The sequence below is a fragment of the Thioalkalivibrio paradoxus ARh 1 genome, from assembly GCF_000227685.2.
In the GTDB taxonomy this organism is placed as follows: Bacteria; Pseudomonadota; Gammaproteobacteria; order Ectothiorhodospirales; family Ectothiorhodospiraceae; genus Thioalkalivibrio; species Thioalkalivibrio paradoxus.
On record NZ_CP007029.1, the window covers coordinates 1243735 to 1260845 of the forward strand.

The following is a 17111-nucleotide window of genomic DNA, read 5'->3' on the forward strand; positions in this document are numbered from 1 at the left end:
CGAATGGGGAGCGGTGGCCGGTGGATACCGCGCAGGAGGCGTACGCGGTGCGGGAGTTCCTGGGCACGGAGACGCGCTTCTTCCTGGTGACGTCGGCCTCGCACATGCCACGCTCGGTGCGGCATTTCGAGCGGGTGGGGCTGGCGCCGATTCCGGCGCCGACGGGGTTCAAGACGGGCAGCGAGCGGGTGCGGACGCTGGCGTATTGGGTGCCTTCGGCTGGGAACCTGGGCAAGACGGAGCGGGTGGTGCACGAGTATCTCGGACTGCTGACGTTGGAGCTCGATTTGAAGTGCAGCAACGAACCCTTGCAAAACCCAAATTCCTGGATTTTCTTGCCAGCGAGATCGATGGTCTGCTGACAACAGTTCGGAGCGCGCTGCAGTCTGGGTGATGAAATTCGATGTCGACAAGGACGATCAGCGGAGCCGGTCCTGCAGATGCCGTTGACGGTCCCCAAGGGGCGGAGGCCATTTTGGGCGATGACAGAGCCTCGCGATGACGGTAGGGGCTTGATGACCGTCACTGCGAGCCCCTGTCATTGCGAGGCCGAAGGCCGCGGCAAACTGGCGTGGCAGTCCACACGCCGGCTGGATCGCCACGGGCCTTCGGCCCTCGCGATGACGGTGGGGGTTGGTGCCGTCACTGCGAGCCCCTGTCATTGCGAGGCCGAAGGCTGCGGCAAACTGGCGCGGCAGTCCATGCGGCGGTTGGATCGCCACGGGCCTTTGGCCCTCGCGATGACGGTGGGGGGTAGGGCCCGTCACTGCGAGCCCCTGTCATTGCGAGGCCGAAGGCTGCGGCAAACTGGCGTGGCAGTCCATGCGCCGGCTGGATCGCCACGGGCCTTTGGCCCTCGCGATGACGGTGGGGGTTGGTGGCCCGTCACTGCGAGTCCCGAAAGGGCGTGGCAGTCCATGCGGCGGCTGGATCGCCACGGGCCTTCGGCCCTCGCGATGACGGGTGGGGGTTGGGGGCCGTCACTGCATGCCCCGCAGGGGCGCGGCAGTCCAATTGCAGCAATGGGCCAAGGAGGGCCGGTATGAAGCAGCCATGCGTGTACATGATGACGAACCGCCGAAACGGCACGCTGTACGTTGGGGTTACCAGCAACCTAGTACAGCGGGTCTGGCAGCACAAGTCCGGGGTCGTTGAAGGTTTCACGAAACAATATTCTCTGCACCGGCTGGCTTGGTTCGAGGTACACGAGACGATGGAATCCGCCATCTCCCGCGAGAAGCAACTTAAGGCCGGGAACCGGAAACGGAAACTGCGGCTCATCGAGGCGCTGAATCCGGACTGGCGAGACCTGTACGCCGACATCCTTTGAATGGTGGTGTCAGCCCCGCAGGGGCGCGGCAGTCCATGCGGCGGCTGGATCGCCACGGGCCTTTGGCCCTCGCGATGACGGGTGGGGGCTAAGGCCCGTCACTGCGAGCCCCGCAGGGGCGCGGCAGTCCATCCGCCGGCTGGATCGCGGCGGGCCATTGGCCCTCGCGATGACGGTGGGGGGTAGGGCCCGTCACTGCGAGCCCCGCAGGGGCGCGGCAGTCCATGCGGCGGCTGGATCGCCACGGGCCTTTGGCCCTCGCGATGACGGGTGGGGGCTAAGGCCCGTCACTGCGAGCCCCGCAGGGGCGCGGCAGTCCATCCGCCGGCTGGATCCCCACGGGCCTTTGGCCCTCGCGATGACGGTGGGGGCTAAGGCCCGTCACTGCGAGCCCCGCAGGGGTGTGGCAGTCCATGCGCCGTGTGGATCGCCACGGGCCTTTGGCCCTCGCGATGACGGTGGGGGCTTTGTGGCCGTCACTGCGAGCCCCGCAGGGGCGCGGCAGTCCATGCGCCGGCTGGATCGCCGCGGGCCTTCGGCCCTCGCGATGACGGTGGGGCTCCGCCTCTCGCGATGACGCGTGAGGTCGGGCGGCCATCCCGACTACAGTTCGGATTGGAGCTTGCCGACTGCCTGATTGGCCGTGAGAATCGGAATACCTTGGAAGTTTTCGAGAATGAGCAGATCGGCATCACCGGAGACAATGGCGGCGACTTGGGCGGTGATTGCACAGGCCAGCACTTCATCGTCGTCGGGATCACGTGAGACCGGTACCGGAGGGACATCGGGCTCGATTACATGCACGATAGCCGCGTAGTCCTCCACCAGGGCCTTGGCGGACAATCCGGCGCGCAGGATGCGAGCAGAAAACTTGTCGCGCGCCAACACCTCGGCCAGTTCCGCAAGTAATGCCGGGCTGGTGACGAGGGTCAGCTTCTGCGCCCGGCAGGCGTCAATCAGCTGGCGTGGTGCTCCCTGCCAGAGCAGGCCGGATATGACGGTGTTGGTGTCAGCGATGATCCGCACGGCGAGCGTTGCGGCGTTCCCTGCGTGCGGCCTCGATTTCCGCTTGCACTTCTTCGGAGGTCAATGGCGGCAGATCCAAGGCGTCGAGGCGAGACATCGCCTCGCCGAGTCGGCGACTGGCCGCCCTCTGCGCGCGCTCGTCGCGATTCTTGAGGAAGTCCACGAAGTCCTCGACTTCGGAGAGCCGTTGCGGCGGAAGGTCTTTCAGCTTTTCGAGCAGGTGTTCAGGAGAGGTGCTCATCGAAGGCCTCGTGACGGATCGACGCATGATTCGCGTTGGTCATCTTGCCAAATGCGTAACCGGAACATTAGCACAGCCATGTACTACCCGCTCGCACCCCCGTCACTGCGAGCCCCGCAGGGGCGTGGCAGTCCATGCGGCGGTTGAATCGCCGCAGGGCTTTGACACGGCCTGCGGCCTCGCAAATGACAGGCCCTCTCGATGACGTTTCTGTGAGTTGACGCATGTTCGACATCATCAAACCCCTCGTTGGCGCGTTCGCGGCGCCGTTGGCGCTGGCGACGCTGCTCGTGCTGTTGGCCGCGCTGGCGCTGTGGCGGGGGCGGCGCGTGCTCGGGCGTCTGCTGTTAGTGCTGGGCCTGCTGCTGGTCTTTCTGTCGTCGTGGGCGCCGGTGTCCAATCGGCTGCTGGCGCCGCTGAAGTGGGCGTATCCACCAGTGTGGGATCCGCGCGATCACGGGGATGTGACCGCGGTGGTGGTGCTCGGGGCTGGGTGGGTGTCTGATCTCGATGTTCCTGCCTCGATCCGGCTAAGCACCAGTGCGTCCGTGCGCCTGATGGAGGGACTGCGCTTGCTCGAGGCGCTGCCAGACGCGCGCTTGCTGGTGAGCGGCGCGAGCCGGGACGCGGAGCGCCTGCCGGTGGCGCTGGGCTACGCGCAGGCGGCGCAGGCGCTGGGGATAGATCCCGCGCGCATCGTGGCGCTGGACACGCCGGTCGATACCGCGCAGGAGGCGTACGCGGTACGGGCGGTGCTGGCGGACGGCGAGCGCTTCTTCCTGGTGACGTCGGCGTCGCACATGCGGCGCGCGGTGCGGCATTTCGAGCGGGCGGGGCTCACGCCGATTCCGGCGCCGACGGGGTTCAAGACGGGCGGGGGTCGGGTGCGGACGCTGGCGTATTGGGTGCCTTCGGCCGACAACCTGCGCAAGACGGAGCGGGTGGTGCACGAGTATTTGGGGTGGTGGGCGTTGGGGCTTGATCATTATCGCCTCGTGGCGCTGGACTCAGGCGTGTTCGAGCGAGCCGCAGCAGTGGCTGCTCACGCGTCGTACCCGCCTGAGGACGCTGGACGCCCTGCATCTGGCCTGCGCCGAGGCCAGCGAAGCGCCCTTGCTGACCCTCGATCAGGAACTCCTGGCGTCAGCGGAGTTTTTCGGCGTCGCTACGTTTTCCGATTTCAAGCCCGAGTAGCGTTCGCGAGCAGGGCTCGCTCCTGTCCGTAATCTCGTCCCGAGCATGGCTCAGCCAATGAGCGGATTCCGCTCAGAATGACGAGGAACCCAGGATATTCTGTCCAGGGGTCGTTGGTTTTTTCTACAGATCTCCGGGCGACGTCGATTTCGAGCTGGAAGCAGCCTGAATCGCCCGGCCAGGGGTCAGACTCCCGGTGCGCACATGGATGTTGGGCGAATGGGACGATGGCATCTAGTTCTCGCACATGCTGACCGGCGCGGTCGGCTGGCGCGGCCCGTCACTGCGAGCCCCGTCCCACCCGCGTCACTGCGAGCCCCCCACCGCCTCCGTCACTGCGAGCCCCGCAGGGGCGCGGCAGTCCACGCGCCGGCTGGATCGCCACGGGCCTTCGGCCCTCGCGATGACGGTGGGGCATTGTGGCCGTCACTGCGAGCCCCGCAGGGGCGCGGCAGTCCGCGCGCCGGCTGGATCGCCGCGGGCCTTTGGCCCTCGCGATGACGGTGGGGCTTTGTGGCCGTCACTGCGAGCCCCGCAGGGGCGCGGCAGTCCACGCGCCGGCTGGATCGCCACGGGCCTTTGGCCCTCGCGATGACGGTGGGGGTTGGTGGCCCGTCACTGCGAGTCCCGAAAGGGCGTGGCAGTCCATGCGGCGGCTGGATCGCCACGGGCCTTCGGCCCTCGCGATGACGGTGGGGGTAGGGCCCGTCCACTGCGAGCCCCGAACCGCCTCCGTCACTGCGAGCCCCGAACCGCCTCCGTCACTGCGAGCCCGGAGGGGCGTGGCAGTCCATGCGCCGCTGGATCGCCACGGGCCTTGGGCCCTCGCGATGACGGTGGGGGTGGGGTCCGTCCAATGCGAGTCCCGAACCGCCTCCGTCACTGCGAGCCCCGCAGGGGCGTGGCAGTCCATCCGCCGGCTGGATCGCCACGGGCCTTCGGCCCTCGCGATGACGGTGGGGGTAGGGCCCGTCCACTGCGAGCCCCGAACCGCCTCCGTCACTGCGAGCCCCGCAGGGGCGTGGCAGTCCATCCGCCGGCTGGATCGCCACGGGCCTTCGGCCCTCGCGATGACGGTGGGGGTAGGGCCCGTCCACTGCGAGCCCCGAACCGCCTCCGTCACTGCGAGCCCCGGAGGGGCGTGGCAGTCCATGCGCCGCTGGATCGCCACGGGCCTTCGGCCCTCGCGATGACGGTGTGCCAGCTGGCGGATGACGGCCTTCGGCCTTTTCCGCCCTGCGCCTCTTTCATCATCGGGGGTGGCCACATAGGCCATGGAAGTTAACCCAGGAAGGCGCTTGGGGCGCAGGCACACCACTGCGGGAGTTGGCGGTGGCCCAGGCGTCCCGGTACCCTCAGCGCCGGATGGCGCATGGCGTTTTTCGGCCTTCGCCGTCTTTCGTCGTCGGGGGGCTCGGTTGGTGTTGAACAGCGGAGCTTGCGTGCGAGAGGATGCCCGGCGTTGTTTCGGCCTGGAATCGGGCCATGTGTTTCTTCGGCATTTCGTCCTGCGACAGGGTGGTTTCGTGGATGACCTGAACCCCGTTTTTCCCGCGTTGCTGGCGGAAGTCCGCGCCATCTACGGCGCCGGTGCGATTCCGCTGCACCGGCCGGTGTTCGACGGGCCGGAGCGGCAGTTTCTCGTGGATGTTGTCGATTCGAACTTTGTTTCGTCGGTGGGGCGCCGGGTGGACGAGTTCGAGCAGCGGGTCGCGGCATTCACCGGGGCCGGATTCGCGGTCGCCACCGTGAACGGTACTGCAGCGTTGCACGTGGCGCTGGAACTCGCGGGTGTGAAACCCGGCGACGAGGTGCTGACCCAGGCCCTGACTTTCGTGGCCACCTGCAACGCGGTCCGCTATCTGGGTGCTCGGCCGGTGTTCGTGGACGTCGACCGGGACACGCTTGGGCTGAGTCCGGATGCGCTGCGCCGCTATCTGGAACAGGAGACCGAGTTGCGCCACGGCCGCTGCGTGAACCGCCGCACCGGGGCGCGGATCGCGGCCTGCGTGCCGATGCATACCTTCGGGTTTCCGTGCCGGATCGCCGAGATCGTGGCGCTGTGCGAAAGCTACGCGATTCCTGTGGTCGAGGATGCGGCGGAGTCGCTGGGTAGCTGGGTCGATGGACGGCACACGGGTATCTTCGGCCGGCTCGGTACGCTGAGCTTCAACGGTAACAAGGTGATCACGACCGGCGGCGGCGGGATGATCCTCACCGACGACGAGACCCTGGCGCGGCGCGCGAAGCATCTGACGACGACCGCGAAGCAGCCCCATGCGTGGGAGTTCGTGCACGACGCGGTGGGCTACAACTACCGCATGCCGAACCTGAACGCCGCGCTCGGCTGCGCACAGATGGAGCGGCTGGAGGAGATGCTGGAGGCGAAGCGTGCGGTGGCCCGGCGCTATGCCGCCTTTGCGGCGGAACATGGGCTAGAGTGGGTCTGTGAGCGCGAAGGGACGCGTGCGAACTTCTGGCTGAATGCGCTGGTGCTCGGTGCGCGTGAAGAGCGGGATGCTTTGCTCGAATATACGAACGCTGCCGGGGTGATGACGCGGCCGGTCTGGCGCCTGATGAACCGGCTCGCAACGTTCAATGACTGCCAGACCGACGGCCTGGAGAACTCGCGCTGGCTGGAGGAGCGGGTGGTGAACCTGCCGTCCAGCGTGCCGGATGGGGCGATGAAGCCGATGTAGCCTGGATTGCCACGGGCGTTGACAACGTTTGTATCGGTGTTGGAGGCCACCCCTGACCAGAAAAATGCCCCTGTAGGAGCGGGCCTTGCACGCGAACCGGATGCCCCTGTAGGAGCGTGCCTTGCACGCGAACCGGCGTTTGGGTGGAGTTCCGGCGCCAGGCGCGCCTGCGGCGCGTTCGCGAGCAGGCTCGCTCCTACTGGGTTGCGGCCCCGCGGTGACTGACTTTTGCGATGCGGTTGGACCCCATCAATTGGAGACCTGTCCATGAACGTTCTTGATCTGATCGGCCGTTCCGAGCCGCTGTTCGATGCCGACGTGAGCCGTTTCGAGGCCGAGCTCTCCGAGCGCGTGCAGGGCGGGCGGTTCCTGGTGATCGGCGGTGCCGGTTCCATCGGCCAGGCGGTAGCGCGGGAAATCTTCCGGCGCCGGCCGAAGGTGCTGCACGTGGTCGACATCAGCGAAAACAATATGGTCGAGCTGGTGCGCGATATCCGCAGTACGCTGGGCTACATCGACGGTGATTTCCGCACCTTCGCGATCGACTGCGGCTCGGTGGAATTCGATGCGCTGATGCGCTGGAGCGGCGGCTACGATTACATCCTGAACCTCTCCGCGCTGAAGCATGTGCGCAGCGAGAAGGACCCGTTCACGCTGATGCGCATGGTCGACGTGAACATCCTGAACACGAACCGCACGCTGGAATTCGCGCGCGCGCAGGGCAGCCGGAAGTACTTCTGCGTGTCCACCGACAAGGCCGCGAACCCGGTGAACATGATGGGCGCGAGCAAGCGCATCATGGAGATGTTCCTGATGCGCGCGAGCCTGGAGTTGCCGATTTCGACCGCGCGCTTCGCCAACGTCGCGTTCTCCGACGGCAGCCTGCTGCACGGCTTCAACCAGCGCTTTGCGAAGCGCCAGCCGATCTCGGCACCGCGCGATGTGCGCCGCTACTTCGTGACCCCGCGGGAGTCCGGCGAACTGTGCCTGATGTCCTGCCTGCTCGGTGAGAACCGCGACATCTTTTTCCCGAAGCTCTCGGAGAAGCTGCACCTGATCACGTTTTCGGAGATCGCGGTGCGCTACCTCGCGGCGCTGGGTTTCGAGGCACATGTCTGCGCGACCGAGGACGAGGCGCGGGTGCGGGCAGACGAGCTGATCGCGGCCAAACGCTGGCCCTGCTACTTCTTCGACAGCGACACCACCGGGGAGAAGGACTTCGAGGAGTTCTTTACCGATAATGAGGTGTTGGACATGGAGCGTTTCGAAAGCATCGGCGTGATCCGCAACGAGCCGGTGTTCGATCCCGCCCGGCTGGAGCGGTTCGTTGCCCGCATCGCCGAGTTGAAGGCGGGCGGTGTGTGGGACAAGCCCGATCTGGTGGCTCTGTTCCACGAGATGATCCCCGGTTTCGCGCACAAGGAAACCGGCAAGTACCTCGATTCGCGCATGTAGCCGGCGCATTCCAACCGCGCGGCACAGGATCGTTGGACGCCTGCCGCCGGATTGCATGAATCGCGGGGAAAGACGCAGCGCCCCGTCCCCAAGCCGGCCCAGCGTGGGGCACGGTCGCTTGCGGAGCGCCGGCTCGATTAGCGTGAAATGACAGCCACGGATTGACACGGATGAACACGGATGTTTGTTGATTGAAGCCCTATCCGTGTATATCCGTGTGTATCCGTGGCAGGGAGACTTTCATGGGCGGGGGTGGCAGAGCGCCATGACAGTTAGCGTGAAAGTCACGGCCTGTCTCGTGTCCCGGGCGACCCGTAGGGCGGAAGAGCGCAGCGTCATCCGCCGCTCGGCGTTTGCGCCTCCCCGGCGCCCGCGGCAACCCCGGCGCCAGCTGGCGGATGACGGCCTTCGGCCTTTTCCGCCCTACGCGTCTTTCATTATCGGGGGGTGGCCGCTGGCCATGGAAGTTAGCGTGAAAGTCACGGCCTGTCTCGTGTCCCGGGCGACCCGTAGGGCGGAAGAGCGCAGCGTCATCCGCCGTACGGCGTTTGCGCCTCCCCGGCGCCCGCGGCAACCCCGGCGCCAGCTGGCGGATGACGGCCTTCGGCCTTTTCCGCCCTACGCCTCTTTCATCATCGGGGGTGCTCCCCCCGAGGGCATGAAAGTTAACGTGAAATGACAGCCACAGAAGGACACGGAAATCACGGAATATGAAACAAATCAAGCCTTTTTTCGTGTCTGTCCGTGCCTTCCGTGACTCGCGTTTTCGTTTCGCAGAGGCAGCCCGCACCATGAGGGTTTGAAGCAGTTCCGTGGCAGTATGTTGGGCATTCGTTCAAGGAGCAGATCTGATGCAAAGATTCTTCGATATCGTGTTCTCCGGGCTCGCTGTGCTGGTGCTCTTGCCGGTGTTGCTGCCGATCATGCTCGTGCTGCGCCTGACTGGCGAGGGCGAGATCTTTTTCCGGCAGCAACGCATCGGCAAGGACGGCAGGCCCTTCGGCCTGCTGAAGTTTGCGACCATGCTAAAGGACAGCCCGACCATGGGTACCGGCACGGTCACGGTGAAGGGTGACCCGCGCATCCTCCCGGTCGGGCGGTTCCTGCGCAAGACGAAAATCAACGAGTTGCCGCAGTTGTTCAACATTCTCAAGGGCGACATGAGCATCGTGGGCCCGCGCCCGCAGGAACGGCGCTGCTTCGACGCTTTTGGGCCCGAGGTGCAGATGCAGTTGATCCGGGTACGCCCGGGGCTTTCTGGCGTCGGCTCGATCGTGTTCCGCGACGAGGAATCGATCCTGGGCCTGGTCGATGACCCGGTGCGCTTCTACGATGACGTGATCGCGCCGTACAAGGGGGCGGTCGAACGCTGGTACATCGACCACCAGACGCTGCGCAATTATTTCCTGGTGATCGCCGTGACCGCCTGGGTAGTGATCTTCCCGCGAAGCCCGATTGTCTGGCGCGTGTTCGACCTCCCGGCACCGCCGCCCGAACTCGAGCGAAACCTGATGGCCGCCAGCACGGCAGGCTGATCATGCCGGCGGCGGATCGCCGTAGAGCCAAGACGCAGCGGGTTGGAATGCGGTTGCCAGGCAGTGCGGGAACCGAACAGGATCCAATCCTGCTGCGTCGTGTGCGGAACTCCCATGCGCAGCACGCAGCAACTCAGCATTACCCTGCCGATCGAGTTGACCAATGCGGTCAAGGCGAGGGTAGCCTCAGGCACGTACGCCAGCGAAAGCGAAGTGATTCGCGAAGGTCTGCGCGCGTTGATGGAACGCGATCGGGCGGTGGAAAGCTGGCTTCGGGAGGAGGTTGCGGCGGCCTACGATGCGCTGAGGGCAGACCCGGCCCGAGGCATCGCGAGCGATTCGGTCCGGGTCCGACTCGATGCCGAGCACAAGCTGAAGTCTGGCTGAACATGCGGGTCTAGGTAGTTTTCACGCCGGAGGCCGAGGCCCAGCTGCTTTCTCATTACCGGTTCATCGCCGGGCGCGACGCCAGCCATGCGGGCGTTCGCGGGCTGGTCCCGTTCCTACGGGGATGGGGTGGTTTTGATAGGGGTCGGGGAGGGTCACCCCTTCCCGACCCCTATCGGGGGCGCAACCGGCGTGGCAGTCCATGCGCCGCTGGATCGCCACGGGGCTTCGCCCCTCGCGATGACGGGTGGGGGCTTCGCACCTCGCGATGACGGGTGGGGGCTTCGCACCTCGCGATGACGGTGGTGGGGGGCGCTCCCGATGCCGGGAGGATGCGGGTTTGAGGGGCGGGGCTTCTGGGCGTTGGTGTGATTGACAACGGAAGTCGAATGTTGGAGCATTTTACAACATTCCTGCGGAATTGCTGCTCCATGAGCGCCACCAGATCAGCCAGGATTCCTTCGCGGAGCTACGCGTCTGGCGGGTTCCCTCTCCGGTACGCGGTTCCGCTCATGTGTACAAGTACAGCCTCGCCTACGTGGTCGCCGGGCAGTGCGTCTTGCGCTACGACAACGAGGCCGGGAAGGGAGACCACCGGCACCTTGGGCCGAACGAGGTTGCTTATTCCTTCCGTGACCCAGCGCAGTTGTTGAACGATTTCTGGTCCGATGTCGATCGATGGAGGGCGCGATGATGAACAAGGTAACGCTGACGGTCTCGTCCCGCGAGGCCGTGACCAACCGGACGCTGGCGGCCTTTCATGGGGAACCGCAGGGTGCCGTGATTTCCTTTGCATCGCCGGAACTGCTCTGGCAGACGTTGACCCGCAAGCGCTGGGAGTTGCTCAAGGCCATGACGGGTCGTGGCCCGATGACGATCCGCGCGCTGTCTCGTGAGCTAGGCCGGGATGTGAAGGGCGTGCACGGAGACGTGCATGCGCTCCTTGATGCGGGTGTTCTGGATCGAACCGAGGAGGGGCGGATCCTGTTCCCTTACGATGCCGTGCGCGTCGATTTCGAGCTGGAAGCAGCCTGAATCGCCCGGCCACGGGTCAGACTCCGGTTCGAAGCCCCTCAGCCCGGAGAGTGTGTCTTGAGCCAATCGCGCAATGCCGCGTTCATGCGCGTTTGCCAACCGGGACCGCTGGCACGGAAAGCGGCGGCGATTTTCTGATCCAATCGTATGGTGGTCGACGTTTTCCGGCTACCCGCCGGGCGTCCGCGTCATCTGCGGTCGGCCGCGATTCCGGCCTTCATCGCTTCGGCGGTGAGCGGTCGGTCGTCGTCGTTCGTGCCGTCCCATACATAGGGCGTTTGGGCGCGGACTTTCTCGAGGTCGGTCCGGCTTTCGCCACGCTGAATCGCAGCGCGCATTTCGTCAGGAGTTGTCGTAGTCATTTTCGAGCCAGCCATGGTAGGCGCTCCTCTCTTCCTGGCTCGCTGTACGGCAGCTAACGATCCGAAGCGCGCTGCCGCGCGCGGAGTGGACCACCGTGAGTACGGCGAGCAGATCGAAAACGTATGCGAACGATTGTGTTCGCTTCTCTCCACATCGGACGCTTTGGACATCCAAACGGTAGGGGCTTTCCAACACGATCACGGCATCGAGGAAGTCCAGTCCATGTTTGCGAAGGTTGGCCTGCCGCTTCGCCTCGTCCCAGAGAATGCGCGTCTCCACGCACCCGTACGCCGTTCGGCGGATGACGCTGGCGCTCTTCCGCCCTACCCGTGCTCGCGATGGATCGTGGAACCAGCGGGAATCGTGCGCGGCCGCCCCGTAGGGCGGAAAAGGCCGAAGGCCGTCATCCGCCATCCGGCGCCAGGGTGGCCGCAGGCCCCCGGGGCCGCGCGCCACGTTCTTTCACGTCAATCCTCGTGGCCCTCCTCTTCCCCAGAGGGGAGGGGGGCTGCACGCATACCACTGCGAGTCCCGGAGGGGCGCGGCAGTCCATTGCGGGGCGCGCACCATGCTGCGCTTGAGGGAGTGTTTGGAGCCGGCGACAGGATTCGAACCCGCGACCCTCTGATTACAAATCAGATGCTCTACCAGCTGAGCTACACCGGCCGGACCTGGTGGGCGCCATCGGCGTTTGCAGCGGCACGGGTGGCGTGCGTCGCGGCTGCCGCTGTGGGCCATTTGCCCCTTGCATGATAATCGCCGGTGGGTCCGGGTGCCAGATGACCCGGCCTGCTTGGCGCTACGCCCTCACGTCTGTCACGAGGTTCTGTCGAGGCGCATGGGTGATGCCCGTGTCGATGCCTTGCGGTACCGGCCGGCGGCTTGGCGAGGCTCGGTTCGACGATGGCGTTCTGAAGGCCGGTTCCGGCGGGGGCAGGGGGGATGCGCCAGCGCCAGAAACGGTCGGCGCTGGCCGTGTTCAGTGGTGCCGGGAGCGAGAATCGAACTCGCACTCTGTTGCCAGAACCGGATTTTGAGTCCGGCGCGTCTACCAGTTCCGCCATCCCGGCGCGGGCCCGGAAGTGTACCGCAAAATCGGGCGCTGCAGTGATCCGGCCATCGCGGTTGGGCGGTGCTGCCGGCCGGCAACCCGAACCAGGGCGGTGGCCATCGGCCGCGGCAGGCCGGTTCGCGTTGCCGGCTGTGGCCGATCGCCGAACTCGGCCCACAGGTGCATATGGACGGGCGTATGGACCGCGGGGCCGTGGTAGCATCGCGCGCCATGCGCGTCGCCGACTTCGACTACTCGCTCCCGCCGGAGCTGATCGCCCAGCAGCCGCTGCCCGAACGCACCGGGGCGCGTCTGCTCGTGCTCGAAGGCGGGCAGCCGGAGGATGCGCAGCTGCGCGACATCGCCCGCTGGCTGCGGGCGGGGGATCTGTTGGTCCTGAACGATACCCGTGTGATTCCGGCGCGGCTGCTCGGGTTCAAGGCGACCGGCGGGCGGGTGGAGGTGTTGGTCGAGCGGATCGAGTCGGCCGACACCGTGCTGGCGATGGTGCGCGCGAGCAAGTCGCCGCCGGTGGGCACGCGCCTGCGGCTCGAGGACGCGCTCGACGTCGAGGTGCTCGGACGCGAGGGCATGTTTTTCCGGCTGCGCCTGTCGAATCAGGGCGATTTTCTGCAGGCGCTGCAGCGCCACGGGCATGTGCCGCTGCCGCCGTACATCCAGCGTGCGGACCGGGCCGAGGACCGCGAGCGTTACCAGACGGTGTTCGCGGCCCGCGACGGTGCCGTGGCCGCGCCGACTGCCGGGCTCCATTTCGACGATGCCATGTTGCAGGATCTGCGGCAGCGGGGCGTCCGGATCTCGACGGTGACGCTGCACGTCGGCGCGGGCACGTTCCAGCCGGTTAAGGTGGAGGATACCGACGACCACGAAATGCATGCCGAGTATGCGGAGGTCGGCGCCGAGATCTGTGCCGACGTTGCGGCGTGCAAAGCCCGCGGTGGTCGCGTGGCGGCGGTGGGTACCACCGTGCTGCGCAGCCTGGAGTCGGCCGCCGCCGGGGGCGAGTTGCAGCCGTTCGCGGGCGAGACCCGGCTGTTCATCACCCCCGGCTACCGGTTCCGGGTGGTCGACCGGCTGCTGACCAATTTCCACCTGCCCCAGAGCACGCTGCTGATGCTGGTCACGGCTTTCGGCGGCTACCGCCGGGTGCTGGAGGCGTACCGGCACGCGGTCGCGCAGCACTACCGCTTCTTCAGCTACGGTGACGCAATGTGGCTCGCGCCGGGCGACCCGGGCGACCTGCCGCCGAGTATGGATGCGAATCGACATGAAGTTTGAGCTGCAGGCAACGGATCAAAAAGCGAGACGGGGCCGGATGACCTTCGCGCGGGGCTCGGTCGAGACGCCGGCGTTCATGCCGGTCGGCACCTACGGCACCGTGAAGGCGATGACTCCCGAGGAGCTGCGCGAGACCGGCGCCGAGATCATCCTGGGCAATACCTTCCACCTGATGCTGCGGCCCGGAACCGGGGTGATCCGGGCGCACGGTGACCTGCACGAGTTCATGCACTGGGACGGTCCAATCCTGACCGACTCCGGAGGCTTCCAGGTGTTCTCGCTCGCCGATCTGCGCAAGATCAGCGAGGAGGGCGTGCATTTCCAGTCGCCGGTCGATGGCAGCGCGATCCGCCTGACCCCGGAGGACTCGATGCGGGTGCAGCGGGAACTCGGCGCGGACATCGTGATGATTTTCGACGAGTGCACACCGTATCCGGCGACCGAGGACCAGGCCCAGGAGTCGATGGAACTATCGCTGCGCTGGGCGAAGCGCTCGCGCGAGGCGCACGGCGACAACCCCGCGGCATTGTTCGGAATCGTGCAGGGCGGGATGTTTCCGGCGCTGCGCGCGCGCTCGGCCGAGGCATTGCGGGCGATCGGCTTCGACGGTTACGCGGTCGGCGGGCTGTCGGTCGGCGAGCCGGAGGCGGAGCGGCTCGGGGTGCTCGATGCGACGCTGCCGCTGCTGCCGCCCGAATTCCCGCGCTACCTGATGGGTGTCGGGCGCCCCGAGGACATCGTCGAGGCGGTGCGCCGAGGGGTCGACATGTTCGACTGCGTGATGCCGACGCGCAACGCGCGTAACGGATTCCTGTACACGCGGGAAGGCATTCTGCGTATCCGCAACGCGCGCTACCGCGACGACACGGCGCCGGTCGACCCGGCCTGCGGTTGCTACACCTGCCGCCACTACTCACGGGCCTATCTGAAGCATCTGGACAAATGCAACGAGATTCTCGGGCCACGGCTGGCGACGATTCATAACCTGCATTACTACCAGGACCTGATGCGGGGGCTGCGCGACGCGATCGCGGCCGGGGAACTCGAGCGCTTCGTCGCGGACTTCTATTCCATGCGCGGCATGCCGGTCCCCGCTGTGGCATAATTCGGCCCGTCTTGAATCGCTGCCGGCTCCGAGAGCCTGCTCGAGCCCCGCGAGTTTCCCTTGCGGCGTGCCCGCAGCGGCGTCTCTCGGGCCGAAATCTGCATAGCGCGTGGCGCGCGGTTCGGCCGGTGGCGCGAAATCCATTCCGACCCTTTCGAACGGAGTAACCAGATGGACTTTCTCATTTCCGCAGCCCATGCGCAGGAGGGCGGCGCCGCCGGTGGCGGCATGATCGAGTTCCTGATCATGATCGCGATCTTCTTCGCGATCATGTACTTTCTGATCATCCGCCCGCAGAGCAAGCGGGCCAAGGAGCACCGCGCGATGGTCGAGGCCCTGTCGAAGGGCGACGAGATCGTGACCAACGGCGGTCTGCTCGCGAAAATCACCGAGGTGGGCGAGAACTTCGTGAAGGCCGACGTGGCCGATGGCGTCAACGTCATCATCCAGCGCCAGTCGGTCGCCGCCGTTATGCCGAAAGGCACCATGAAAGACGTGTAAAGAACGCCGATGCGCAACGCCTATCCTGTCTGGGTCTACGCCCTGATCGTCCTGGCCATCTTCACGGGCGGCCTGTATGCATTGCCGAACATTTTCCCGGAAGACCCGGCAGTGCAGGTCGCCAATTCCCGGACCGGTGTGGTCGACGAGAACGTCGCTTCGATCATCGATGTGATCCTCGGTGCCCAGGGGCTGACGCCGCACCAGATCGAGGAGCGCGATGGGCAGAAACTGCTGCGTTTCGACAGCGCCGAGCGGCAGCTGCGCGCGGCCGACGTCCTGCGCGGTGCGCTGGATGACGACCATGTCGTGGCGTTGAGCCTGGCCCCGGCAACGCCGGAGTGGTTGCGCGCGATCAACGGCCGGCCGATGGCATTGGGGCTGGACCTGCGGGGCGGGGTGCACTTCCTGATGGAGGTGGATCTGAACGCGGTGATCGGAACGGCGATGGAACGCTACACCAACGAGTTCCGCGGCCGGCTGCGCGAGGAGCGCCTGTCGTTCGAGGAGATCGAACGCGGCGCCCGCGACCTCAGGATCCGCTTCGCCTCCGAACAGGATCGTGCGCAGGCGCTGACCTGGCTGCGCCGGAACTACCGCGGCGAACTCGAGTTCGTCGAGCGCGGCCAGGGCGCCGACAGCAGCCTCGAAGCTACGCTGGACGGCGAGCATCTGACCGAGTTGCGGCGTCTGGCGCTGCAGCAGAACATCTCGACGCTGCGCAAGCGCGTCGACGAGCTGGGGGTTGCCGAACCGATCATCGCGCAACAGGGCGAGAGCCGCATCGTGGTGCAGCTTCCCGGGGTGCAGGATACCGCCCGGGCGAAGGAAATCCTGGGTGCCACCGCCACACTCGAGTTCCGCATGGTTGCGGAGGGTGAGGATGCCCGGGCGGCGGCCGAAACGGGCCGGGTTCCCACCGGCGCACGGCTCTATTACGAGCGTGACGGGGCGCCTGTGTTGCTGCAGCGGCGCGTGATGCTGACCGGGGACTACATCACCGGAGCCTCGTCCGGAATCGCTCAGGATACCGGCGGGCCGGCGGTGTTCATCAACCTGGACGGGCAGGGCGCGCGGATCTTTTCCCGGGTCACGGCCGAGAACGTCGGGCGGCTGATGGCCACGGTCTTCATCGAAACCCGCACCGAGACCACCGAGGAGGACGGCGAGCTCGTGCGGCGGACCTCGCGCAGCGAAGAGGTCATCAACATCGCCCGCATCAACGAGCCTCTCGGCCGGCGGTTCCAGATCACGGGCCTCGAAAGCACGCGCGAGGCGCATAACCTCGCGTTGCTGTTGCGGGCCGGCGCGCTGGCGGCGCCGATGTCGATCGTGGAAGAACGCACGGTGGGGCCGAGCCTCGGGCAGGAGAACATCGACCGGGGCATGCAGTCGGTGATCATCGGCTTCATCGCGGTAATGCTGTTCATGATTCTCTACTACCGCGTGTTCGGGCTGATCGCGAACTTCGCGCTGGCCTTGAACCTCGTGTTCATCGTGTCGATTCTGTCGATGCTCCAGGCCACGCTGACGCTTCCTGGAATCGCCGGTATCGTGCTGGTCGTCGGTATTGCGGTGGATGCTAACGTGCTGATTTTTGAGCGAATACGCGAGGAGCTGCGCAATGGGATGTCGCCGAAGGCGGCGATCTCCGGCGGCTACGAGCGGGCGTTCTCGACCATCGCGGATGCGAACGTGACTACCCTGATCGCCGCGGTGGTGCTGTTCCTGTTCGGCACCGGCCCGATCAAGGGATTCGCGATCACGCTGTCGATCGGGGTCGTGGTGTCGATGTTCACCGCGATCGTGGTCACGCGCGCCATCGTCAACCTGACCTACGGTCGCCAGCGGCGCATCACGCGGCTGGCGATCTAGTCCCGGAATCTATCC

Annotated in this window: 17 protein-coding genes, 2 tRNA genes and 3 pseudogenes; 15 read left to right on the top strand and 7 right to left on the bottom strand. The window is 66.2% G+C overall.

Annotated elements, in window-relative coordinates; genetic code table 11:
* The first annotated feature begins 20 nt into the window (after positions 1-20).
* Both THITH_RS05775 and THITH_RS05780 read left to right on the top strand, forming a co-directional pair.
* Entirely contained in the window at positions 21-362 is a 342-nt protein-coding gene (locus THITH_RS05775) for a YdcF family protein (protein ID WP_006749200.1), read from the top strand.
* 680 nt (positions 363-1042) lie between these two features.
* Positions 1043-1330, top strand: a complete 288-nt coding sequence (locus THITH_RS05780; protein WP_006749202.1) for a GIY-YIG nuclease family protein — start codon at positions 1043-1045, stop codon at positions 1328-1330.
* Between the two features lie 603 nt (positions 1331-1933).
* Here THITH_RS05780 and THITH_RS05785 read toward each other — a convergent pair.
* Together THITH_RS05785 and THITH_RS05790 are read right to left on the bottom strand one after the other, a co-directional pair.
* A complete protein-coding gene (locus THITH_RS05785; RefSeq protein ID WP_006748543.1) occupies positions 1934-2356 on the bottom strand; it encodes a putative toxin-antitoxin system toxin component, PIN family in 423 nt (140 codons plus the stop codon).
* The gene (locus THITH_RS05790; protein WP_006748544.1) at positions 2340-2597 is read right to left on the bottom strand and encodes a hypothetical protein; all 258 of its coding nucleotides are present in this window, start codon (positions 2595-2597) and stop codon (positions 2340-2342) included. The genes THITH_RS05785 and THITH_RS05790 overlap by 17 nt, the downstream gene beginning before the upstream one ends.
* A gap of 224 nt (positions 2598-2821) precedes the next feature.
* On the opposite strand from THITH_RS05790, the pseudogene THITH_RS05795 reads away from it, so the two are divergent.
* The 9 genes and pseudogenes from THITH_RS05795 to THITH_RS05830 all read left to right on the top strand — a co-directional run.
* Positions 2822-3547, top strand: a pseudogene (locus tag THITH_RS05795) (YdcF family protein); the annotation flags it as partial.
* A gap of 36 nt (positions 3548-3583) precedes the next feature.
* Positions 3584-3791, top strand: a pseudogene (locus THITH_RS17760) (PIN domain-containing protein); the annotation flags it as partial.
* Positions 3792-5317: 1526 nt separating this feature from the next.
* Positions 5318-6490, top strand: a complete 1173-nt coding sequence (locus THITH_RS05805; protein ID WP_232222259.1) for a LegC family aminotransferase — start codon at positions 5318-5320, stop codon at positions 6488-6490.
* A gap of 267 nt (positions 6491-6757) precedes the next feature.
* A complete protein-coding gene (locus THITH_RS05810) occupies positions 6758-7945 on the top strand; it encodes a UDP-N-acetylglucosamine 4,6-dehydratase (RefSeq protein WP_006748547.1) in 1188 nt (395 codons plus the stop codon).
* Between the two features lie 460 nt (positions 7946-8405).
* Positions 8406-8624, top strand: a complete 219-nt coding sequence (locus tag THITH_RS19120) for a hypothetical protein (protein ID WP_084222702.1) — start codon at positions 8406-8408, stop codon at positions 8622-8624.
* Positions 8625-8796: 172 nt separating this feature from the next.
* Positions 8797-9480: a sugar transferase gene (locus THITH_RS05815; protein ID WP_006748549.1), complete on the top strand. Its 684-nt coding sequence runs from the start codon at positions 8797-8799 to the stop codon at positions 9478-9480.
* A 114-nt stretch (positions 9481-9594) separates the two neighbouring features.
* Complete coding sequence (locus tag THITH_RS05820; RefSeq protein WP_006748550.1) at positions 9595-9867, top strand: ribbon-helix-helix domain-containing protein; 273 nt, start codon at positions 9595-9597, stop codon at positions 9865-9867.
* A 421-nt stretch (positions 9868-10288) separates the two neighbouring features.
* Complete coding sequence (locus THITH_RS19125; RefSeq protein ID WP_232222260.1) at positions 10289-10561, top strand: toxin-antitoxin system TumE family protein; 273 nt, start codon at positions 10289-10291, stop codon at positions 10559-10561.
* On the top strand, positions 10558-10902 hold the full coding sequence (locus THITH_RS05830; RefSeq protein WP_006748551.1) for an HVO_A0114 family putative DNA-binding protein: 345 nt from the start codon (positions 10558-10560) through the stop codon (positions 10900-10902). The genes THITH_RS19125 and THITH_RS05830 overlap by 4 nt, the downstream gene beginning before the upstream one ends.
* A 38-nt stretch (positions 10903-10940) precedes the next feature.
* Here THITH_RS05830 and THITH_RS19575 read toward each other — a convergent pair.
* The 5 genes and pseudogenes from THITH_RS19575 to THITH_RS05850 form a co-directional block, all read right to left on the bottom strand.
* A pseudogene (locus tag THITH_RS19575) lies at positions 10941-11075 on the bottom strand (BrnA antitoxin family protein); the annotation flags it as partial.
* A 15-nt stretch (positions 11076-11090) separates the two neighbouring features.
* The gene (locus THITH_RS19580; protein ID WP_006748552.1) at positions 11091-11279 is read right to left on the bottom strand and encodes a hypothetical protein; all 189 of its coding nucleotides are present in this window, start codon (positions 11277-11279) and stop codon (positions 11091-11093) included.
* A complete protein-coding gene (locus THITH_RS05840) occupies positions 11245-11544 on the bottom strand; it encodes a BrnT family toxin (protein ID WP_025367326.1) in 300 nt (99 codons plus the stop codon). The genes THITH_RS19580 and THITH_RS05840 overlap by 35 nt, the downstream gene beginning before the upstream one ends.
* 311 nt (positions 11545-11855) lie before the next feature.
* A tRNA-Thr gene (locus tag THITH_RS05845) sits at positions 11856-11931 on the bottom strand.
* 317 nt (positions 11932-12248) lie between these two features.
* Positions 12249-12335: transfer RNA gene (locus THITH_RS05850), tRNA-Leu, on the bottom strand.
* A gap of 212 nt (positions 12336-12547) precedes the next feature.
* On the opposite strand from THITH_RS05850, the gene queA reads away from it, so the two are divergent.
* The 4 genes from queA to secD all read left to right on the top strand — a co-directional run bounded on the left by queA (position 12548) and on the right by secD (position 17096).
* A complete protein-coding gene (gene queA / locus THITH_RS05855) occupies positions 12548-13615 on the top strand; it encodes a tRNA preQ1(34) S-adenosylmethionine ribosyltransferase-isomerase QueA (RefSeq protein WP_025367327.1) in 1068 nt (355 codons plus the stop codon).
* Complete coding sequence (gene tgt / locus THITH_RS05860) at positions 13605-14720, top strand: tRNA guanosine(34) transglycosylase Tgt (protein WP_025367328.1); 1116 nt, start codon at positions 13605-13607, stop codon at positions 14718-14720. Before queA ends, tgt begins: the two co-directional genes overlap by 11 nt.
* A gap of 171 nt (positions 14721-14891) precedes the next feature.
* Complete coding sequence (yajC, locus tag THITH_RS05865; RefSeq protein WP_006748556.1) at positions 14892-15221, top strand: preprotein translocase subunit YajC; 330 nt, start codon at positions 14892-14894, stop codon at positions 15219-15221.
* 9 nt (positions 15222-15230) lie between these two features.
* Positions 15231-17096, top strand: coding sequence for a protein translocase subunit SecD (gene secD / locus THITH_RS05870; protein WP_006748557.1), 1866 nt, complete (start codon positions 15231-15233; stop codon positions 17094-17096).
* Positions 17097-17111 lie beyond the last annotated feature (15 nt).